Origin of the sequence: Streptomyces sp. NPDC053427, from assembly GCF_044544985.1 — a bacterium.
Lineage (GTDB): Bacteria > Actinomycetota > Actinomycetes > Streptomycetales > Streptomycetaceae > Streptomyces.
The window spans coordinates 23,251-41,742 of the sequence record NZ_JBITYA010000019.1; the positions used below are offsets into that span (position 1 = coordinate 23,251).

16 protein-coding genes are annotated in these 18,492 nt (G+C 69.2%); 12 read left to right on the plus strand and 4 right to left on the minus strand.

Annotation, left to right across the window (positions count from 1 at the left end):
* Window positions 1-47: 47 nt before the first annotated feature.
* Window positions 48-2,315, minus strand: a complete 2,268-nt coding sequence (locus ACIGWZ_RS37640; protein WP_400072249.1) for a (Fe-S)-binding protein — start codon at window positions 2,313-2,315, stop codon at window positions 48-50.
* Window positions 2,316-2,665: 350 nt separating this feature from the next.
* Between ACIGWZ_RS37640 and dnaK the strand changes: the two genes are divergently transcribed.
* Genes dnaK through ACIGWZ_RS37660 form a run of 4 tightly spaced genes read left to right on the plus strand, consistent with a single transcriptional unit; the run spans window position 2,666 to window position 6,874 of the window.
* Window positions 2,666-4,528 (plus strand): molecular chaperone DnaK, encoded by a 1,863-nt coding sequence (dnaK, locus tag ACIGWZ_RS37645; protein ID WP_400072250.1) that lies wholly within the window; start codon window positions 2,666-2,668, stop codon window positions 4,526-4,528.
* On the plus strand, window positions 4,525-5,199 hold the full coding sequence (grpE, locus tag ACIGWZ_RS37650; protein WP_400072251.1) for a nucleotide exchange factor GrpE: 675 nt from the start codon (window positions 4,525-4,527) through the stop codon (window positions 5,197-5,199). Before dnaK ends, grpE begins: the two co-directional genes overlap by 4 nt.
* A 45-nt stretch (window positions 5,200-5,244) precedes the next feature.
* Window positions 5,245-6,420, plus strand: coding sequence for a molecular chaperone DnaJ (dnaJ, locus tag ACIGWZ_RS37655; RefSeq protein WP_400072252.1), 1,176 nt, complete (start codon window positions 5,245-5,247; stop codon window positions 6,418-6,420).
* A 1-nt stretch (window position 6,421) separates the two neighbouring features.
* On the plus strand, window positions 6,422-6,874 hold the full coding sequence (locus ACIGWZ_RS37660) for a heat shock protein transcriptional repressor HspR (RefSeq protein ID WP_006604632.1): 453 nt from the start codon (window positions 6,422-6,424) through the stop codon (window positions 6,872-6,874).
* A gap of 105 nt (window positions 6,875-6,979) precedes the next feature.
* On the opposite strand, the gene ACIGWZ_RS37665 is transcribed toward ACIGWZ_RS37660, so the two are convergent.
* Window positions 6,980-7,384 carry a hypothetical protein gene (locus ACIGWZ_RS37665; protein ID WP_400072254.1) on the minus strand — a complete coding sequence of 135 codons (405 nt, stop codon included), beginning with the start codon at window positions 7,382-7,384 and terminating at the stop codon, window positions 6,980-6,982.
* A 424-nt stretch (window positions 7,385-7,808) separates the two neighbouring features.
* Window positions 7,809-8,213 (minus strand): pyridoxamine 5'-phosphate oxidase family protein, encoded by a 405-nt coding sequence (locus tag ACIGWZ_RS37670; RefSeq protein ID WP_400072256.1) that lies wholly within the window; start codon window positions 8,211-8,213, stop codon window positions 7,809-7,811.
* A 186-nt stretch (window positions 8,214-8,399) separates the two neighbouring features.
* Between ACIGWZ_RS37670 and clpB the strand changes: the two genes are divergently transcribed.
* The 5 genes from clpB to ACIGWZ_RS37695 all read left to right on the plus strand — a co-directional run bounded on the left by clpB (window position 8,400) and on the right by ACIGWZ_RS37695 (window position 13,629).
* Window positions 8,400-11,051, plus strand: a complete 2,652-nt coding sequence (clpB, locus tag ACIGWZ_RS37675; protein WP_400072258.1) for an ATP-dependent chaperone ClpB — start codon at window positions 8,400-8,402, stop codon at window positions 11,049-11,051.
* Window positions 11,052-11,165: 114 nt separating this feature from the next.
* Window positions 11,166-11,702, plus strand: coding sequence for a YbjN domain-containing protein (locus ACIGWZ_RS37680; protein WP_400072260.1), 537 nt, complete (start codon window positions 11,166-11,168; stop codon window positions 11,700-11,702).
* A 65-nt stretch (window positions 11,703-11,767) separates the two neighbouring features.
* On the plus strand, window positions 11,768-12,757 hold the full coding sequence (locus ACIGWZ_RS37685) for a hypothetical protein (protein ID WP_400072262.1): 990 nt from the start codon (window positions 11,768-11,770) through the stop codon (window positions 12,755-12,757).
* A gap of 155 nt (window positions 12,758-12,912) precedes the next feature.
* A complete protein-coding gene (locus ACIGWZ_RS37690) occupies window positions 12,913-13,188 on the plus strand; it encodes a hypothetical protein (protein ID WP_400072264.1) in 276 nt (91 codons plus the stop codon).
* Window positions 13,189-13,359: 171 nt separating this feature from the next.
* Complete coding sequence (locus ACIGWZ_RS37695) at window positions 13,360-13,629, plus strand: hypothetical protein (protein WP_400072266.1); 270 nt, start codon at window positions 13,360-13,362, stop codon at window positions 13,627-13,629.
* 208 nt (window positions 13,630-13,837) lie between these two features.
* On the opposite strand, the gene ACIGWZ_RS37700 is transcribed toward ACIGWZ_RS37695, so the two are convergent.
* Window positions 13,838-15,031 (minus strand): pyridoxal phosphate-dependent aminotransferase, encoded by a 1,194-nt coding sequence (locus ACIGWZ_RS37700; protein ID WP_400072268.1) that lies wholly within the window; start codon window positions 15,029-15,031, stop codon window positions 13,838-13,840.
* Between the two features lie 180 nt (window positions 15,032-15,211).
* Here ACIGWZ_RS37700 and ACIGWZ_RS37705 point away from each other — a divergent pair, with 180 nt between their 5' ends.
* The 3 genes from ACIGWZ_RS37705 to ACIGWZ_RS37715 all read left to right on the plus strand — a co-directional run bounded on the left by ACIGWZ_RS37705 (window position 15,212) and on the right by ACIGWZ_RS37715 (window position 18,441).
* Window positions 15,212-15,493, plus strand: coding sequence for a hypothetical protein (locus ACIGWZ_RS37705; protein ID WP_400072270.1), 282 nt, complete (start codon window positions 15,212-15,214; stop codon window positions 15,491-15,493).
* Window positions 15,494-15,930: 437 nt separating this feature from the next.
* The gene (locus ACIGWZ_RS37710) at window positions 15,931-16,452 is read left to right on the plus strand and encodes a DUF2617 family protein (RefSeq protein WP_400072272.1); all 522 of its coding nucleotides are present in this window, start codon (window positions 15,931-15,933) and stop codon (window positions 16,450-16,452) included.
* Between the two features lie 222 nt (window positions 16,453-16,674).
* A complete protein-coding gene (locus tag ACIGWZ_RS37715) occupies window positions 16,675-18,441 on the plus strand; it encodes a polyamine aminopropyltransferase (protein WP_400072274.1) in 1,767 nt (588 codons plus the stop codon).
* The last annotated feature ends 51 nt before the right edge of the window (window positions 18,442-18,492 follow it).

The window sequence follows — 18,492 nt, forward strand, 5'->3', positions numbered from 1 at the left end:
GGCCCCGCGGAGAGCGGGACCGGCCGTGGGGCGGAGAGCGAGCGGCGCTACTTCACCGGCTCGGGCTCCGGCGCGTCCTCCGACTCCGTGTCGCCCGACGGGTCGACCGGGGTCCTGACGGAGTCCAGCAGGAGCTGGGCGACGTCGACGACCTGGATGGATTCCTTCGCCTTGCCGTCGTTCTTCTTGCCGTTGACGGAGTCGGTGAGCATGACGAGGCAGAAGGGGCAGGCCGTCGAGACGATGTCGGGGTTCAGCGACAGGGCCTCGTCGACGCGCTCGTTGTTGATGCGCTTGCCGATGCGCTCTTCCATCCACATCCGGGCACCACCGGCGCCGCAGCAGAAGCCGCGCTCCTTGTGGCGGTGCATCTCCTCGTTCCGCAGGCCCGGCACCTTGGCGATGATCTCGCGCGGCGGGGTGTAGACCTTGTTGTGGCGGCCCAGGTAGCAGGGGTCGTGGTACGTGATCAGACCCTCGACCGGGGTGACGGGGACGAGCTTGCCCTCGTCGATGAGGTGCTGGAGCAGCTGCGTGTGGTGGATGACCTCGTACTCGCCGCCCAGCTGGGGGTACTCGTTCGCGATGGTGTTGAAGCAGTGCGGGCAGGTCGCGACGATCTTCTTCGACGACTTCGGCTTCTTGGTCGACTCGTCCTCGTCGTCCTCGCCGAAGGCCGCGTTCAGCGTCGCGACGTTCTCCGCGCCGAGCTGCTGGAAGAGGAACTCGTTGCCGAGGCGGCGGGGCGAGTCACCGGTGCACTTCTCGTCGCCGCCCATGATCGCGAACTTCACGCCCGCGATGTGCAGCAGCTCCGCGAAGGCCTTGGTGGTCTTCTTCGCCCGGTCCTCCAGGGCGCCCGCGCAGCCGACCCAGTACAGGTACTCGACCTCGGTGAGGTCCTCGACGTCCTGGCCGACGACCGGGATCTCGAAGTCGACCTCCTTGGTCCAGGCGAGGCGCTGCTTCTTGGCCAGGCCCCAGGGGTTGCCCTTCTTCTCCAGGTTCTTCAGCATCGTGCCGGCCTCGCTGGGGAAGCTGGACTCGATCATGACCTGGTAACGGCGCATGTCGACGATGTGGTCGACGTGCTCGATGTCCACCGGGCACTGCTCGACGCAGGCGCCGCAGGTGGTGCAGGACCACAGCACGTCCGGGTCGATGACGCCGTTCTCTTCGAGGGTGCCGATCAGCGGGCGCTCGGCCTCGGCCAGGGCGGCCGCCGGGACGTCGGCGAGCTGCTCGGCCGTCGCCTTCTCCTCGCCCTCCGCGTCCTTGCCGCCGCCCGCCAGCAGGTAGGGGGCCTTGGCGTGCGCGTGGTCGCGCAGCGCCATGATCAGCAGCTTGGGGGAGAGCGGCTTGCCGGTGTTCCAGGCGGGGCACTGCGACTGGCAGCGGCCGCACTCGGTGCAGGTGGAGAAGTCGAGCAGGCCCTTCCAGGAGAAGTGCTCGATCTGCGAGACGCCGAACTGGTCGTCCTCGCCCGGGTCCTCGAAGTCGATCGCCTTGCCCTCGCTGGTCATCGGCTGCAGCGCGCCGAGGGCCACGTCACCGGACGCCTCGCGCTTGAACCAGATGTTGGGGAAGGCCAGGAAGCGGTGCCAGGCGACGCCCATGTCCGTCTTCAGGGCGACCGTGATCATCCAGATGAAGGAGGTCGCGATCTTCAGGCCGGCGAAGAAGTACGTGAGGTTCTGGAGCGTGGAGACGTCCATCCCCTCCAGCCACGAGACCACCGGGTACGAGACGAAGAACGAGGCCTCGTAGCCGTCCACGTGGTGCTGGGCGCCCTCGAGCGCGTGCAGCATGAAGATGCAGACGCCGACGATGAGGATCACGGCCTCGACGAAGTACGCCTGGCCGATGTTGGAGCCCGCGAAGCGGGACTTGCGGCCCGGCTTGTCCGGCCTGTTCAGCTGCCGGATGACGATGAGGGTCAGGATGCCCAGCGCCGTCATCGTGCCGACGAATTCGACGAAGACGTTGTACGGCGTCCACTCACCGATGATCGGCAGGAGCCAGTCGGCCTTGAAGAGCTGCCCGATGGCGTTGACGATCGTCAGCAGCAGCGAGAAGAAGCCCACCGCCACGAACCAGTGCGCCACGCCGACGATGCCCCAGCGGTTCATGCGGGTGTGGCCGAGGAATTCCTTGACCACCGTGACGGTGCGCTGTGTGGGGTCTTGCGTCCGGGTGCCGGCGGGCACGGACTGGCCGAGCCGCATGAAGCGGAAGATCTGCAGGATGGCACGGCCGAACAGCGCGACGCCGACCGCGATTAGGACCAGCGACACGATGATCGCGGCGAGTTGCATGGGTGGCTCCTCGGGCCTGCGAGAGCGGGAATCTTGAGCGGATGAGCGAGAACGGTTACGGAACTACTAAGCGGTAACTTTTCGGGTCTGGGCCTGAGGTTACCCAGGTTCGGGGGCCCCATGAAGCCGCACGGCCGGTGATCTGTGTCGCGCAGGCAACCCTCAGGACCTCCGGGCCGTCGTCCGGCGTCCCGGGCAACCGTCTCCATTGTCCTCGCGTCCTTACAAACGCCCTGGTGAGAATAAGGGCCGTATAAAACTTGAGCGCCCTCGACTCAGCTCTGTTGACAGGATTTCCCGGGTGTTGCACTCTTGAGCCTGTTCCACTCAAGTCAGCTGGAGGAATCGAAATGGCACGTGCGGTCGGCATCGACCTGGGCACGACGAACTCCGTCGTCAGTGTTCTCGAAGGCGGTGAGCCCACCGTCATCACCAACGCCGAGGGCGCCAGGACCACGCCGTCCGTTGTCGCCTTCGCCAAGAACGGCGAGGTGCTGGTCGGCGAGGTGGCCAAGCGCCAGGCGGTCACCAACGTCGACAGGACCATCCGGTCGGTCAAGCGCCACATGGGCACCGACTGGAAGATCGACATCGACGGCAAGGCCTTCAACCCGCAGCAGATGAGCGCCTTCATCCTGCAGAAGCTCAAGCGCGACGCCGAGTCGTACCTGGGCGAGAAGGTCGTGGACGCGGTCATCACCGTTCCTGCGTACTTCAACGACTCCGAGCGTCAGGCCACCAAGGAGGCCGGCGAGATCGCGGGCCTGAACGTCCTGCGCATCGTCAACGAGCCGACGGCGGCCGCCCTGGCCTACGGCCTCGAGAAGGAAGACCAGACCATTCTGGTCTTCGACCTCGGTGGCGGCACCTTCGACGTCTCGCTGCTGGAGATCGGCGACGGCGTCGTCGAGGTGAAGGCCACCAACGGTGACAACCACCTCGGTGGTGACGACTGGGACCAGCGCGTCGTCGACTACCTGGTCAAGCAGTTCAGCAACGGCCACGGCGTCGACCTGTCCAAGGACAAGATGGCCCTTCAGCGTCTGCGTGAGGCCGCTGAGAAGGCGAAGATCGAGCTGTCGTCCTCCACCGAGACGACGATCAACCTTCCCTACATCACCGCCTCCGCCGAGGGCCCGCTGCACCTGGACGAGAAGCTCACCCGGGCCCAGTTCCAGCAGCTGACCGCGGACCTCCTGGAGCGCTGCAAGACCCCGTTCCACAACGTCATCAAGGACGCGGGTATCAACCTGTCCGAGATCGACCACGTGGTCCTGGTCGGCGGCTCGACCCGTATGCCGGCCGTCGCCGAGCTCGTCAAGGAGCTGACCGGCGGCAAGGACGCCAACAAGGGCGTCAACCCGGACGAGGTCGTCGCCCGCGGCGCCACCCTCCAGGCCGGTGTCCTCAAGGGTGACGTCAAGGACGTCCTCCTGCTGGACGTCACCCCGCTGTCCCTCGGTATCGAGACCAAGGGCGGCATCATGACCAAGCTCATCGAGCGCAACACCACGATCCCGACCAAGCGGTCGGAGATCTTCACGACGGCCGAGGACAACCAGCCGTCCGTGCAGATCCAGGTCTACCAGGGTGAGCGCGAGATCGCGGCGTACAACAAGAAGCTCGGGATGTTCGAGCTGACCGGTCTGCCGCCGGCCCCGCGTGGCGTCCCGCAGATCGAGGTGTCCTTCGACATCGACGCCAACGGCATCATGCACGTGACCGCGAAGGACCTGGGCACGGGCAAGGAGCAGAAGATGACCGTCACCGGCGGCTCCTCGCTGCCGAAGGACGAGGTCGACCGGATGCGCCAGGAGGCCGAGCAGTACGCGGACGAGGACCACCGCCGCCGCGAGGCCGCCGAGTCCCGTAACCAGGGCGAGCAGCTCGTCTACCAGACGGAGAAGTTCCTCAAGGACAACGAGGACAAGGTCCCCGCCGAGGTGAAGACCGAGGTCGAGGAAGCCGTCAATGAGCTGAAGGAGAAGCTCAAGGGCGAGGACACGGCCGAGATCCGCACCGCCACCGAGAAGGTCGCGGCCGTCTCGCAGAAGCTGGGCCAGGCCATGTACGCCGACGCCCAGGCCGCGCAGGCCGCCGGTGGCGCCGAGGGTGCCCCGGCCGGCGAGCAGGGCCAGGCCGACGCCGCCGACGACGTGGTGGACGCCGAGATCGTCGACGACGAGAAGCCCAAGAAGGACGGTGCCGCGTGACGGAGGAGACCCCGGGCTTCGACGAGAAGCCTGACGTCCCCTCTGACGCCGCTTCCGAAGACGCGGCGCAGGAGGCCGAGTCCGCCGACAAGGCGGGCTCGGCCCCGGCCGGGGACGCCACCGAAGGCACCCAGGACGTGGCTCTGACGGCGCAGCTGGACCAGGCCCGTTCGGCGCTCAACGAGCGTACGGCGGACCTCCAGCGGCTCCAGGCGGAGTACCAGAACTACCGCCGTCGGGTGGAACGGGACCGGGTCACGGTCAAGGAGATCGCCGCGGCGAACGTCCTGACCGAGCTCCTTCCCACCCTCGACGACATCGGTCGCGCCCGCGAGCACGGCGAACTGGTCGGCGGCTTCAAGTCGGTGGCCGAATCGCTGGAGACCGTGGTCGCCAAGCTGGGCCTCGCGCAGTTCGGCAAGGAGGGCGAGCCCTTCGACCCGACGATCCACGAGGCGCTGATGCATTCGTACGCACCGGATGTCACAGAGACCACGTGCGTGGCGATCCTGCAGCCCGGGTATCGCATCGGTGAGCGAACGATCCGCCCCGCGCGGGTCGCCGTCGCCGAGCCCCAGCCGGGTGCGCAGAACGTCAAGTCCGGATCCGAGGACGACGCCAAGGGTGCCAAGGCCTCGGACGAGGAGAGCGGTGGCCCGGAAGAGGGCTGACGTGAGGACACACAAGGAAACCGCGCGGAAGGAGGGACGTCGGGGATGAGTACCAAGGACTTCGTCGAGAAGGACTACTACAAGGTCCTCGGCGTCCCGAAGGACGCCACCGAAGCGGAGATCAAGAAGGCGTACCGCAAGCTCGCCCGCGAGAACCACCCGGACGCCAACAAGGGCGACGACAAGGCCGAAGAGCGCTTCAAGCAGATCTCCGAGGCCAATGACGTCCTGGGTGACCCCAAGCGCCGCAAGGAGTACGACGAGGCGCGGGCGCTGTTCGGCAACGGCGGGTTCCGGCCCGGTCCCGGCGCCGGCGGCGGTTCGTTCAACTTCGACCTGGGCGACCTCTTCGGGGGTTCCCAGGGCGGCAGTCAGGGCGGCGGCGGCTTCGGCGGCGGCCTCGGGGACGTCTTCGGCGGCCTGTTCAACCGGGGCGGCGCGGGCACCCGTACGCAGCCGCGGCGCGGTCAGGACATCGAGTCCGAGGTGACGCTGAGCTTCACCGAGGCCGTCGACGGGGCCACGGTCCCGCTGCGGATGTCCAGCCAGGCGCCGTGCAAGGCCTGTTCGGGCACCGGCGACAAAAACGGTACGCCTCGGGTCTGCCCCACGTGCGTGGGCACCGGCCAGGTCAGCCGGGGCGCGGGCGGCGGCTTCTCGCTGACCGACCCGTGCGCCGACTGCAAGGGCCGGGGCCTGATCGCCCAGGACGCCTGCGACGTCTGCAAGGGCAGCGGCCGCGCGACGAGCGCCCGCACCATGCAGGTGCGTATCCCCGCGGGCGTCTCCGACGGGCAGCGCATCCGGCTGCGCGGCAAGGGCGGCCCCGGTGAGCAGGGCGGCCCGGCGGGCGATCTGTACGTCGTCGTGCATGTCGACGCCCACCCGGTCTTCGGCCGCAAGGGCGACAACCTCACCGTCACGGTGCCGGTCACCTTCCCGGAGGCCGCGCTGGGCGGTGAGATCAAGGTGCCGACGCTGGGCGGCCCGCCGGTCACGCTGAAGCTGCCGGCCGGCACCCCCAACGGACGCACCATGCGGGCCCGGGGCAAGGGCGCGGCCCGTAAGGACGGCACCCGGGGTGACCTGCTGGTCACCATCGAGGTGCAGGTCCCCGGGGACCTGAGCGACAAGGCGAAGGAATCGCTGGAGAACTATCGCGAGGCGACCGCGGGATCCGACCCGCGGGCGGAGCTGTTCCAGGCCGCGAAGGGAGCTTGAGATGGACAGCCGGGGCGGGCAGCGTCGTAACCCGTATGAACTGACCGAAGAGTCGCCGGTGTACGTCATCTCCGTCGCGGCTCAGCTCTCCGGCCTGCATCCGCAGACCCTGCGTCAGTACGACCGGCTGGGCCTGGTCTCGCCCGACCGCACGGCCGGGCGGGGCCGCCGCTATTCCGCCCGGGACATCGAACTGCTCCGTACGGTGCAGCAGTTGTCCCAGGACGAGGGCATCAACCTCGCCGGCATCAAGCGCATCATCGAGCTGGAGAACCAGGTCGCGGCCCTCCAGCAGCGGGTCGCCGAACTCCAGGGCGCCCTGGAGGGCGCGGCCAGCGCGATGCAGCAGCGGGAGGCGGCGGTGCACGCCTCCTACCGCCGCGATCTGGTGCCGTATCAGGATGTGCAGCAGACCAGCGCGCTGGTGGTGTGGCGGCCGAAGCGGTCGGAGTAGGGCCGTAACGCCATGAAGAAGGGCCGGGGAACGCCATCCCCGGCCCTTCTTCCGTACCTTCCGTACCTTCCCTGCCCTGCGTGTCTTCCGTGCGCGCCCCGTGGCTCAGCAGCCGTTGTATCCCGCCGTCGGCATCGACAGCCGGCGGTGCACATGTGACTTCATCGCCAGGGTGTAGACCGGCTCGTCGAGGTCGGCGGTCTCCAGGCGTACGCCCGCCGCCGCGCACCGTGCGCTGAATTCGTCGGCCCCGTCGATGGCGTTCTCCAGCGCCCGGCGATTGGGCGTCACGAACACATCGACCAGGCCCTCTTCGACGTCGCTCCACAGGGCGCTGTGGTCGGCGCGCAGCTGGTGCAGGCTGAGCCGGCAGGTCAGGTGGTAGTCACGGGCTGCCGCCCACTGTTTGCACATGTCGTGCTGGCTTCGGTCGTCGACCAGAAACGGATCCTCGTCCAGCTCGGACAGCGGCATCAGGCAGGCGATCGCCGTCACTCGGACCGAGTTCATCGTGCCCTCCGGGGCGTGGCGACTGTGGGGGCGACGATACCCCCGCAGACGCCCCGGGGTGGAGGGGCGGTACCGGGCGGCGAGGCATAGCCGCAGGCGTGGCAGATCTTCCAGCCGTCCTGGTTGATCGCGAGCTGGCCGCCGCACCGCGGACAGAGCTCCGCGCGCGGATGCGGACGGGCCGGTGCCGCGGGGCGAGGATCGGTCGTCCCGGTGCACAACGCCTGTGCCATGCGGGCCTCCAACTGCCGTCTTGTGCGCGAAGGAGGGCCGGGAACGTCCGTCTGCGTGCGGAACTGTTCGGAACCCGCCGTTTTCTGCTTCTTGAGTACCAGGTGAGCGCGCAACGGCGGATGCGGAGCGTCCGTATTCGGCCACGTCCGGGCCGCGGGGCCCGGGCGTCGTCGGGAAGGCCGCGTGGGGCTCAGGCCCGTCCCATCGCCCTGGTCACCGCGATCTCGATCATGACGCGGTCGGGATTGGGCTCCGGCGTACGGCGGTACCGCTCGGCGTACCGGGCGACCGCGTCGGCCACCGACTCCGCGTCCGTACGCACCCGGGCGATCCCCTCCAGCGTCGCCCAGCGGCCGCGGTCGACCTGGCAGACGGCGACGGTGGCCCCTTCGGCCCCGGCGGCGAGGACGTTCTTGACCTTCGTGCTGTCCTTGCGCGTGATGATCCGCGCGATCCGCTGCTCGGCGTCGTAGGTGACGCCTACGGGAACGACGTGCGGGGTCCCGTTCGTACGCAGCGTGGTGAGGGTCGGCATCAGGTACTCGCCCCAGAAGGCGAGGTACTCGGGGGTGAGGGCGGAGAGGTCGTGGGCCATGGGGGTCAGGGTAGAGGGACGGCCGTGGCCCACGGCGTGGGGTCGGAGGAAGCCGGAGCGGCCGGGTTCACCCCCAGGGGACCGGCAAAGGCAGCCTTGAGTGGAATAGACTCAAGTTATCGCACGTTAGTACCTGCAAGACCCATCGGACCGCATCGGAACGACACACAAGGAGGGCACCGGGCCGTGGACGCCGAGCTGACCAACAAGAGCCGGGAGGCGCTGGCCGCCGCCAATGAGCGGGCGGTCACCGCCGGGCACGCGGACATGACGTCCGCGCATCTGCTGCTCGCGCTGCTGGCCGGGCAGGACAACGAGAACATCATGGACCTGCTGGCGAGCGTCGAGGCGGACGCCGCGGCGCTGCGCAACGGCGCCGAACGCCAGCTGTCCGGGCTGCCCAGCGTGCAGGGTTCGACCGTCGCACCGCCGCAGCCGGACCGCGACCTGCTGTCCGCCATCGCGGACGCCACGCAGCGCGCCCGTGATCTCGGCGATGCCTATGTCTCCACCGAGCATCTGCTGATCGGTATCGCGGCGAAGGGCGGCCGCACCGGCGAGCTGCTGGAGCAGCAGGGCGCCGGCGCCAAGAAGCTGCTGGCCGCGTTCGAGGCGAGCCGGGGCGGGCAGCGGGTGACCAACGCCGACCCGGAGGGCACGTACAAGGCGCTGGAGAAGTTCGGCACGGACTTCACGGCGGCCGCCCGCGAGGGCAAGCTCGACCCGGTCATCGGCCGGGACCACGAGATCCGCCGCGTCGTCCAGGTCCTCTCCCGCCGTACGAAGAACAACCCGGTGCTGATCGGCGAGCCCGGCGTCGGCAAGACCGCCGTCGTCGAGGGCCTGGCCCAGCGCATCGTCAAGGGCGACGTCCCCGAGTCGCTGCGCAACAAGCGGCTGGTCGCGCTGGACCTCGGCGCGATGGTCGCCGGCGCCAAGTACCGGGGCGAATTCGAGGAGCGGCTCAAGACCGTCCTCGCCGAGATCAAGTCCAGCGACGGCCAGATCATCACCTTCATCGACGAGCTGCACACGGTCGTGGGCGCGGGCGCCGGCGGGGACTCGTCCATGGACGCGGGCAACATGCTCAAGCCGATGCTGGCCCGCGGCGAGCTGCGGATGGTCGGGGCGACCACCCTCGACGAGTACCGCGAGCGGATCGAGAAGGACCCGGCGCTGGAGCGGCGCTTCCAGCAGGTGCTGGTCGCCGAGCCGACGGTCGAGGACACCGTGGCCATCCTGCGCGGCCTCAAGGGCCGCTACGAGGCCCACCACAAGGTCCAGATCGCCGACTCCGCGCTGGTCGCCGCCGCCACCCTCTCCGACCGCTACATCACCTCCCGCTTCCTCCCCGACAAGGCCATCGACCTCGTCGACGAGGCCGCCTCGCGCCTCCGGATGGAGATCGACTCCTCGCCCGTGGAGATCGACGAACTCCAGCGCGCCGTCGACCGCCTCAAGATGGAGGAGCTCGCCCTCAAGAACGAGACCGACGCCGGCTCCGTCCAGCGCCTGGAGAAGCTCCGCAAGGACCTCGCCGACAAGGAGGAGGAGCTGCGGGGGCTGACCGCCCGCTGGGAGAAGGAGAAGCAGGGACTCAATCGCGTCGGTGAGCTGAAGGAGAAGCTGGACGAGCTGCGCGGGCAGGCGGAGCGCGCCCAGCGGGACGGCGACTTCGACACCGCCTCCAAGCTGCTGTACGGCGAAATCCCCACGCTGGAACGGGAGTTGGAGGAGGCCGCCGCGGCCGAGGCGGAGCAGGAGGCGTCCAAGGACGGCTCCGGCGACAAGGAGCCCATGGTCAAGGAGGAGGTCGGCCCGGACGACATCGCGGACGTGGTCGGCTCCTGGACGGGCATTCCGGCCGGCCGTCTTCTGGAGGGCGAGACCCAGAAGCTGCTGCGCATGGAGGACGAGATCGGCAAGCGGCTGATCGGCCAGGCCGAGGCCGTACGGTCGGTCTCCGACGCGGTCCGCCGCAGCCGCGCCGGCATCGCCGACCCGGACCGCCCCACCGGCTCCTTCCTCTTCCTCGGCCCGACCGGTGTCGGCAAGACCGAGCTGGCCAAGGCGCTCGCGGACTTCCTCTTCGACGACGAGCGGGCCATGGTCCGGATCGACATGTCGGAGTACGGCGAGAAGCACTCCGTCGCCCGCCTGGTCGGCGCCCCGCCCGGCTATGTCGGCTACGAGGAAGGCGGCCAGCTCACGGAGGCCGTCCGCCGCCGCCCGTACAGCGTCATCCTGCTGGACGAGGTCGAAAAGGCCCACACCGAGGTCTTCGACGTCCTCCTCCAGGTGCTCGACGACGGCCGCCTCACCGACGGCCAGGGCCGCACGGTCGACTTCCGCAACACCCTGCTCATCCTGACCTCCAACCTCGGCTCGGCCTTCCTGATGGACCCCCTCCTCAAGGAGGACCAGAAGAAGGAAATGGTCCTGGACACGGTCCGCACCTCCTTCCGGCCCGAATTCCTCAACCGCCTCGACGACCTGGTGGTCTTCCATCCCCTGGGCACCGACCAGCTCCAGCGCATCGCCCGGATCCAGATCGACCACCTCCAGCGCCGCCTGGCCGGCCGCCGCCTCACGCTGGACGTCACCGACCGCGCCCTGGCCTGGCTCGCCTGGCTGGGCCAGGAGCCGGTCCTCGACGCCCCGGTCCCGGACCTGTCCTACGGCGCCCGTCCGCTGCGCCGCCTGGTCCAGACCGCCATCGGCGACCAGCTCGCGCGCGCCATCCTGGCGGGTGAGGTGCTGGACGGGGACACGGTGCGGGTGGATGTGGACGAGGACGGGGAGGGCCTCTCCGTCGCCCCCGCCAGGACCGCCGGCTGAGCCCCTGGTCAGGGCGCCGGCCGCCGCCAGGTGCCCGCCCCGTCCGGCTTGCACTTGCCAGGACGGGGCGGGTGTGGGGGAGGATGGCAGAGACCATACGAAGGGAATTCCACGGTGAGCATCGACCCGTCCTCGATTCCGAATTTCGGGGGCCAGCCCGAACCCGAGCCGTCGGGGCCTGATGGTCCCGTCGTGCCAGACCAGGACCTGGTCAAGCAGCTTCTCGACCAGATGGAGCTGAAGTACGTAGTCGACGAGGAGGGTGACCTCGCCGCCCCGTGGGAGCAGTTCCGCACGTACTTCATGTTCCGCGGCGAGGAAGAGCAGGAGATCTTCTCCGTCCGCACGTTCTACGACCGCGCCCACGGCATCGACGACAAGTCGAAGCTGCTGGAGGCGATCGACGACTGGAACCGCCGGACCCTGTGGCCCAAGGCCTACACCCACACCCATGACGACGGCACGGTCCGTCTGATCGGTGAGGCATCGATGCTGATCGGCACCGGCGTCTCGCTCGAGCACTTTGTGTCGAGCACGGTCAGCTGGGTGCGTGCATCGATCGAATTCGACAAGTGGCTCGTCGAGCAGCTCGGCCTCGAAGCCGAGATCGAAGGCGACCAGAACGAGAAGCCGGGCGACGACGAGGCCTGAGCCTCACCCCTCGATTTCCCGGCTGCGCGGGCCCCGGAGCTTTTGGCTCCGGGGCCCGCGTTCGTGTGGTTGATGCCGAGAAGGCAGTCGAGGACAGCTTCAAGACGCACCACAGATCTCTCAAGGAAGAGGGCATCGACCTCAGGCCCGGCCAGTCCGTGCCGGACAAGAAGTCGCTACGGGATCTCTACCGCCGCCGTGTCGAGGAGCGGGTCGATGAGATCGACAAGCAAGGTCACGCCGTGGGTCGGCATCTGAATGTGACGGACGAGCAGCTCAAGGACCGGCTCGGGACCCCGACCATCCAGAAGAAGAAGCTGAAGGGTGCCGACGGCAACTGGGTACGGGACAAGAACGGCGACAAGGTAGAGGTAGAGGAGCTGGTGCGGGCCAGGCATGGCTATGCGCAATCGGAAGGCAAGATCGATCCTCTGCGCGGTCCGGATGCGCGGAATCGGCTGAATCCCCCCGACTTGTACTACGACGCGGACAAAGGCGCGCCGAACAGGCACAAGTGCGATGCGCACTCCACCGCGTTCAACGACCACGAGTCGTTTGAAGGGGGGCGAGATAAATTACAAGGAATCCGACTTCAGGGATGCCAACATCAAAGCCGTATTCCGCCCGGACGGAAATGGTGGACACAAACTCCATACCATGTTCCCGGAGCTGTCCTTCAAGAGCAATCGCTCTCCGGGGCAAGGTATTCCGCGATGAGAGTTACGGTGGCTTCGATGCGGTGGACGGCTTGGCGGATTCCTGGGTGGCGCGATGACGCGTGGCTTCGGGAGTTTTACAAGAACGCCTTTCACCCCGAGCTGATCGACGGCATCGCCGGATGGAAGCCCGATGCGATAACCGGCAGTGAGTACGCGCAGCGGCTGCGCGCCAGCCTCGAATACCTCCTGGAACAACAGCCGGCCGACGTCGACACGTGGGCGAACATCACCAACTATTACTTCTCATCGGAGGGGGAGCTGTACGGCTTCCTGCTCCAGGTCTACGAGTACTTCTACGGAGGCCGCGAAGAAGAGCCGTACACCCCCGGCCCCTGACGCGCTCCTGCCCGCCGCGGCCAGCTCGCCGGTGACCCCGGATCCGGCGGCGCCTGCGGCGGAGAAATGCTGGACAGCATGGCCGCTGCCGTCGGGCCGGCCGGAAGATGATCCCTCGCCCCACCACATCCGGTTATGGACGGAGTCCTCACCCCATGCCGACCCGAGACGAGCTGCCGCCCCGCACCGGCCCGTGGGCCACTCGCTTCGACTCCGAGGAAGCGTTGGTCCAGGCCGAGGACGCCCTTCGTGCCGCGGCGCTGAAGCATCACGATCTCGCGCCGATCCTGCCGTTCGAGGCCGTATACGGGGAGGGGGAGGACTGCCTGGGCAAGGCGACGGCGGTCGGGATCCATCCGCGGAAGCCGTACACCCCGAGCGGCGAAGTGAATTACGTCTACGCAGATTTCTCCACGCTCGGCCTGCTGTAAGGGGTATACCGTCCCGCCGCGGAGGCAGGGGGCGAGGAGGATTCGAAGAACGAAACCGACCTGTGGAACACCACGCTGTACCCGTACCCGGGCGGCTACGAGGAATTCGACCCGGTCACCGTCCCGCTGGCCGACCTGGGCCTGGATGTACCCGACGTTGACCGTCGTTTCGTGCATTTCTGCGCCGGAATTCTCGGGGTGGAGGCCGTCGACGATCTCGGCATGCTGCGGGAGACCTTCGACCTGGCCTGGCCCGACTACCGGGACACGATTCGCGCGGGGCTGATGCACCTTGTGGCGAACGAGCCGCTGACGGTGGACCAGTGGTTCGCCCTGACCCACGTACCGTTCCCCGATCAGCGGGAGCTGAGGGCGTACCTCGCGCAGGTCTACGCCTACCTCTTCGAGGACTTCGACGCTATGCCGGTCGCCCCCCAGTAGCGGCCCGTCTTCTGGGGTGTGAGGGCCGCCAAGGCCAGCGTCTTCTGGAAGGAAGGCCGCCTCCACGCCTGTCTCCAGAACCTCTACGACCCTTTCTACGGTGACCGGAAAGAGCCGCCGGTGGCCCCGGGCCCGGAAGCGCCCCCGCCCGAGAGCTACTGCACGTAGCGGCCGAACGTCACGTCCCGGCGGCCCTCCCGAGAAAACCTCAGAGCTTCTGCAGCCGCCCGACCGCCTCCCGCAGGATCTCCTCCCGCTTGCAGAACGCGAAGCGTACGTACGGCGCCCCCTCGTCCTTGTGGTCGTAGAAGACGGCGTTGGGGATGGCGACGACGCCGGCGCGCTCGGGGAGGGCGCGGCAGAAGGCGAAGCCGTCGCCCTCTTCGGACAGCGCAGTGCCGAGGGGGCGGATGTCGGTGGTGATGAAGTATGTGCCGGAGGGGCGGAAGACCTGGAAGCCGGCGTCGGTGAGGCCGGTGGCGAGGATGTCGCGTTTGGCGCGGAGGCCCTCGCGGAGGCCGGTGTAGTAGCTGTCGGGGAGGGCGAGGGCCTCGGCGACGGCGTACTGGAAGGGGCCGGCGGAGACGTAGGTGAGGAACTGCTTCGCCGAGCGGACCGCGGCGGTCAGTTCGGGGGCGGCCGTCACCCAGCCGACCTTCCAGCCGGTGAAGGAGAAGGTCTTGCCGGCGGAGGAGATGGTGACCGTGCGGTCGCGCATGCCGGGGAACGAGGCGAGGGGCGTGTGCTCGCCCTCGAAGACCAGGTGCTCGTAGACCTCGTCGGTGATGACGAGGAGGTTGCGCTCGACGGCCAGTGCGGCGACGGCGGCGAGTTCGTCGTGGGTGAGGACGGTGCCGGTGGGGTTGTGGGGGGTGTTGAGGAGGATCAGGCGGGTGTCGTCGGTGACGGCGTCGCGCAGTTCGTCGAGGTCCAGGTGGTAGGAGGCGGTCGACGGGTCCGGGCGCAGGGTGACGGGGACGCGGCGGCCGCCGGCCATGGCGATGCAGGCGGCGTAGGAGTCGTAGTACGGCTCCAGGGCGATGACCTCGTCGCCGGGTTCGAGGAGTGCGAGGAGCGAGGCGGCGATGGCCTCCGTCGCGCCCGCGGTGACCAGGACCTCGGTGTCGGGGTCGTAGGACAGGCCGAGGTGGCCGTAGAAGCGCTGCTGGTGCGCGGCGACGGCGGTGCGCAGTTCGGGGATGCCGGGGCCGGGCGGGTACTGGTTGCCGCGGCCGTCGCGCAGCGCGCGGACCGCCGCCTCTCTGACCTCCTCCGGGCCGTCGGTGTCGGGAAAGCCCTGGCCCAGGTTGATGGAGCCGGTCCGTACGGCGAGTGCGGACATCTCGGCGAAGATCGTGGTGCCGAATTCGGCGAGGCGGCGATTGAGCAGCGGTCGGTCCATGCGCGCCATCCTCCGCCGAACCTCTGGACTTCCTCAACTGTGCTTTGGGGTCGAACGGCCCCGGGCATCAGACCCGCACAACAGACAAGGGCGACCGCCGACGAGGGCGGTCAGCGGCGCACGGGGCGCCGGACGGAGCGATGCCTTGCTTCGGGGGAACGAAAGGAGTGTGAGGCAGTGATGGGTTTTGTGATCTTCCTGGCGATCGTGGTGGTGGTCTTCGGGCTGGTGTCCCTGGCGTCGCGGGGCGGTGGCGGCCGGAAGCGCGGCGGCTATTCGCGGTCGAGCGGCGGCAGTTGGTGGGCCGCCGGTGGCGGTGGCGGCAGCAGCTGCGGATCGAGCGGCGGCCATCACGGTGGCCACCACGGCGGCTGCGGTGGCGGCTCCTCCTGCGGGGGCGGTGGCGGCGGCTGCGGTGGCGGCGGTGGTGGCGGTGGCGGCTGCGGCGGCGGGGGTTCCTGAGTCCGGGCGGGGCGGAAGGCCGGTCGGTCGGCTGCTCTTCGTGCGGCGCCGACCGACGGCCGTACCGGAGCCCCTGCGGGGGTTCCCCCGGGTCCGTGCGGCGGCCCGTTCCACGGCCGCAGGACCGTCCCGAACTGCACACATGCATACGGCTCATGCTTGACCGCATATGCACCCGGCGGACCGCGACCTGACGGTCAACATCCGCCGGGTTCCTGCGTGTTGAACAACTGAACTGAGGAGCCCTCTAGGGGATGGAAAGCCATCGAAGATGGGTAAAACGGCTGTGGTCGACCTGCCATCCATGATTCCCTCTCCCTAGAGAATCCCCCAGTTCTCGCATCCCACGTGGGCACGAGCCGGCAGGCAGTCGTACATCCCTGATCCTTCTCGGGCGGGCCGGCCCACCATCCACTGCGTGCTTGCGGAGCCGACCCATGCTCACCACCCTGAAAACGGCATACACCGATACCCGTGCCTCCGACCTGGCCTGGGCCCTGGGCAGGGAACCCCTGCCGGCCCTGGCGGTCCTGGATCTCCAACTCGACGACGCTCAGGTGCAGTTGAGGCTGCTAGGGGCTTCTCACCAGGTGCTTCTGGAGGAGGAGCGCGGCACATGCTCCGAGACCGTCGCCTGTATGCCGGGCAGCAGTACGCCGCTGCCGCTCGGCGTCGCCAAACGGCTGGGCGACTGGGAGTACGAATTCGCCGCACATGTGGAGACGCTGTCGCGCGGCTCCTTCGCGGGGCGCGCACAGGAGTTGCTCGCACTGGTCGCCGAGCATCCGCACGGCCTGGCGGGGACGTTCCCGGGCTCGCCGCATGCGTTCACCGCGATGCTGGCGCAGCGCCAGCACGGCCAGGTGCGCTGGCGGACGTGGCACGCGTACCCGCAGGAGGGCCGGCTGGTGGCCACCCGCACACGGGTGGGCGTACGGGCGGCGGTCGCGGCCGTCTAGACGCGGGTCCGACAGGGGGCGTGCCGCTCTTCGTCGCGTGCCGTCGGCGTGGGCGCGATGCCCCGGAGTCCGGGATGCGACGCCTACATATGCCCTGCGCATGGCGACGTCGGCGGCATGCCCCCGTGCGCAACAAGACGGATGGCGCGATCGCGTGTGGAACGGAGAGTGCACTCGTGTGGGTGACAAAGAGGCACGGAACCGTCACGTAGCGTTCGTTTCATGATCGACCCGCCAGAACCCGCCCTCCCCAGCGCCCTCGGGCCGTCGGGGGCCACGGAACCGGCGCTGCTGCCCGTGCCGTCCGGGCTCGGCCGTCTGCTCGTCCTCGCCGTCGTCTTCGTCTGCGCCGCCTGCGGTCTGGTCTACGAGCTCGAACTGGTCGCGCTGGCCACGTACTTGGTCGGCGATTCCGTCACCCAGGCATCGGTCGTGCTGTCCGTCATGGTCTTCGCGATGGGTATCGGCGCGCTGCTCGCCAAGCGGCTGCGCTGCCGGGCGGCGGCCGGCTTCGGCGCGGTCGAGACGCTCCTGGCTCTGGTCGGCGGCGGCTCCGCGATGGCGCTCTACGCCTGCTTCGCCTGGTTCGGCCAGTCCCGCTCCGCGCTCGTCGGCTTCTCCCTGGCCATCGGGGTCCTGATCGGCGCCGAGGTGCCGCTGCTGATGACGCTGATCCAGCGGGTGCGCCGCCAGGACGCGGGCTGCGCGGTCGCCGATCTCTTCGCCGCGGACTATGTGGGCGCGCTGGTCGGCGGGCTGGCCTTTCCGTTTCTGCTGCTGCCCCGGCTGGGCCAGCTGACCGGCGCGCTGGTCACCGGCGGGGTCAATGCGGCGGCGGGCGGCGCGCTGGTGCTGTGGCTGTTCCGCCGCGACCTGAGCACGCGCTCGCGCTGGCTGCTGCTGCTGGCCAATGTGCTGGTGCTCGCGCTGCTGGCCACGGGCGCGGTGCTGGCCTCGTCCTTCGAACGGGCCGCCCGGCGCGCGGTGTACGGCGCGACGGTGCGGGTCGCGGTGCAGACAGGCATCCAGGAAGTGGTCATGACCGGCGGGACGGGGGACGGAGCCCGTGCGGGGCGGGGGAGGAAAGGTTCCGGCCGGCCGCTCGAGCTGTATCTGGACGGCCGCCTGAGGGTCAGCGCGGACAACGAGTTCCGCTACCACGAGGCGCTGGTGCACCCGGCGATGGCGGGCGGCCCGCACGGCCGGGTGCTGGTCCTCGGCGGCGGCGACGGCCTGGCGGTCCGCGAGATCCTGCGCTACCGCGCGGTCCGCTCGGTCACCGTCGTCGAACTCGACCCCGGCGTCCTGCAGCTGGCCCGCACGGACCCCGGTCTCTCGAACCTCAACCACCACTCGCTGAGCGATCCCCGGGTGCACACGGTGGCGGCGGACGCCTTCGACTGGCTGCGGGCGCAGGGGAGGAGCCGGGGGTGCGGCCGGGGCCGGGAGTGCGGGAGAAGCCGGGAGCGGAAGAGGCCGTACGACGTCGTGCTCGCCGACCTGCCCGATCCCGGGATCACCGCCAGCACCAAGCTCTATTCGCAGGAGTTCTACGGGCTGGCCGCGCGGGTGCTGGCCCCCCGCGGACGGCTGGCGGTGCACGCCGGGGCGCCGTCACAGCGGCCGCGGTCGTACTGGACGGTGGAGGCGACGATGCGCTCGGTGGGCCTGGCAACCGTCCCGTACCGCGTCCCGGGGCGGCGCGTCGACTTCTCCGGTGACCCGGACCGCGCCGTCGACCTGGCCGGGCCGGGCGGTCCCCCGGCGGCCCTCGGGCCGGGGGACGAGGCCGAGGGGCCGACGGCGGGACGGACCAGGTTCTGGGGCTTTGTGCTGGCCGCGCGGCGTCCGCCCCGGCTGGACCTGGCACCGGACGCGCCCCCGCTGGCCTCCGTCACCCGCGCGGGGCTGCGGGCCGACGAGCGCGGGGCGGCCGCCGACCGGATCCGCTCCGTGCTGCCCTCGACCCTGATGCATCCGCGGTACTAGGCAGTGTCCGACGGGTCATGTGACGAGGGAGCCGCCTGAGCGGTTCCGTCG

Bases quoted from the DNA above. Each gene is read 5' to 3' on its own strand.
- ACIGWZ_RS37690 (WP_400072264.1), top strand. From the start codon at position 12,913: ATGCCGACCCGAGACGAGCTGCCGCCCCGCACCGGCCCGTGGGCCACT.
- ACIGWZ_RS37710 (WP_400072272.1), top strand. From the start codon at position 15,931: ATGCTCACCACCCTGAAAACGGCATACACCGATACCCGTGCCTCCGAC.
- ACIGWZ_RS37665 (WP_400072254.1), bottom strand. From the start codon at position 7,384: ATGAACTCGGTCCGAGTGACGGCGATCGCCTGCCTGATGCCGCTGTCC.
- ACIGWZ_RS37670 (WP_400072256.1), bottom strand. From the start codon at position 8,213: ATGGCCCACGACCTCTCCGCCCTCACCCCCGAGTACCTCGCCTTCTGG.
- ACIGWZ_RS37700 (WP_400072268.1), bottom strand. From the start codon at position 15,031: ATGGACCGACCGCTGCTCAATCGCCGCCTCGCCGAATTCGGCACCACG.
- ACIGWZ_RS37640 (WP_400072249.1), bottom strand. From the start codon at position 2,315: ATGCAACTCGCCGCGATCATCGTGTCGCTGGTCCTAATCGCGGTCGGC.
- dnaJ (WP_400072252.1), top strand. From the start codon at position 5,245: ATGAGTACCAAGGACTTCGTCGAGAAGGACTACTACAAGGTCCTCGGC.
- ACIGWZ_RS37715 (WP_400072274.1), top strand. From the start codon at position 16,675: ATGATCGACCCGCCAGAACCCGCCCTCCCCAGCGCCCTCGGGCCGTCG.
- ACIGWZ_RS37660 (WP_006604632.1), top strand. From the start codon at position 6,422: ATGGACAGCCGGGGCGGGCAGCGTCGTAACCCGTATGAACTGACCGAA.
- ACIGWZ_RS37705 (WP_400072270.1), top strand. From the start codon at position 15,212: ATGGGTTTTGTGATCTTCCTGGCGATCGTGGTGGTGGTCTTCGGGCTG.
- dnaK (WP_400072250.1), top strand. From the start codon at position 2,666: ATGGCACGTGCGGTCGGCATCGACCTGGGCACGACGAACTCCGTCGTC.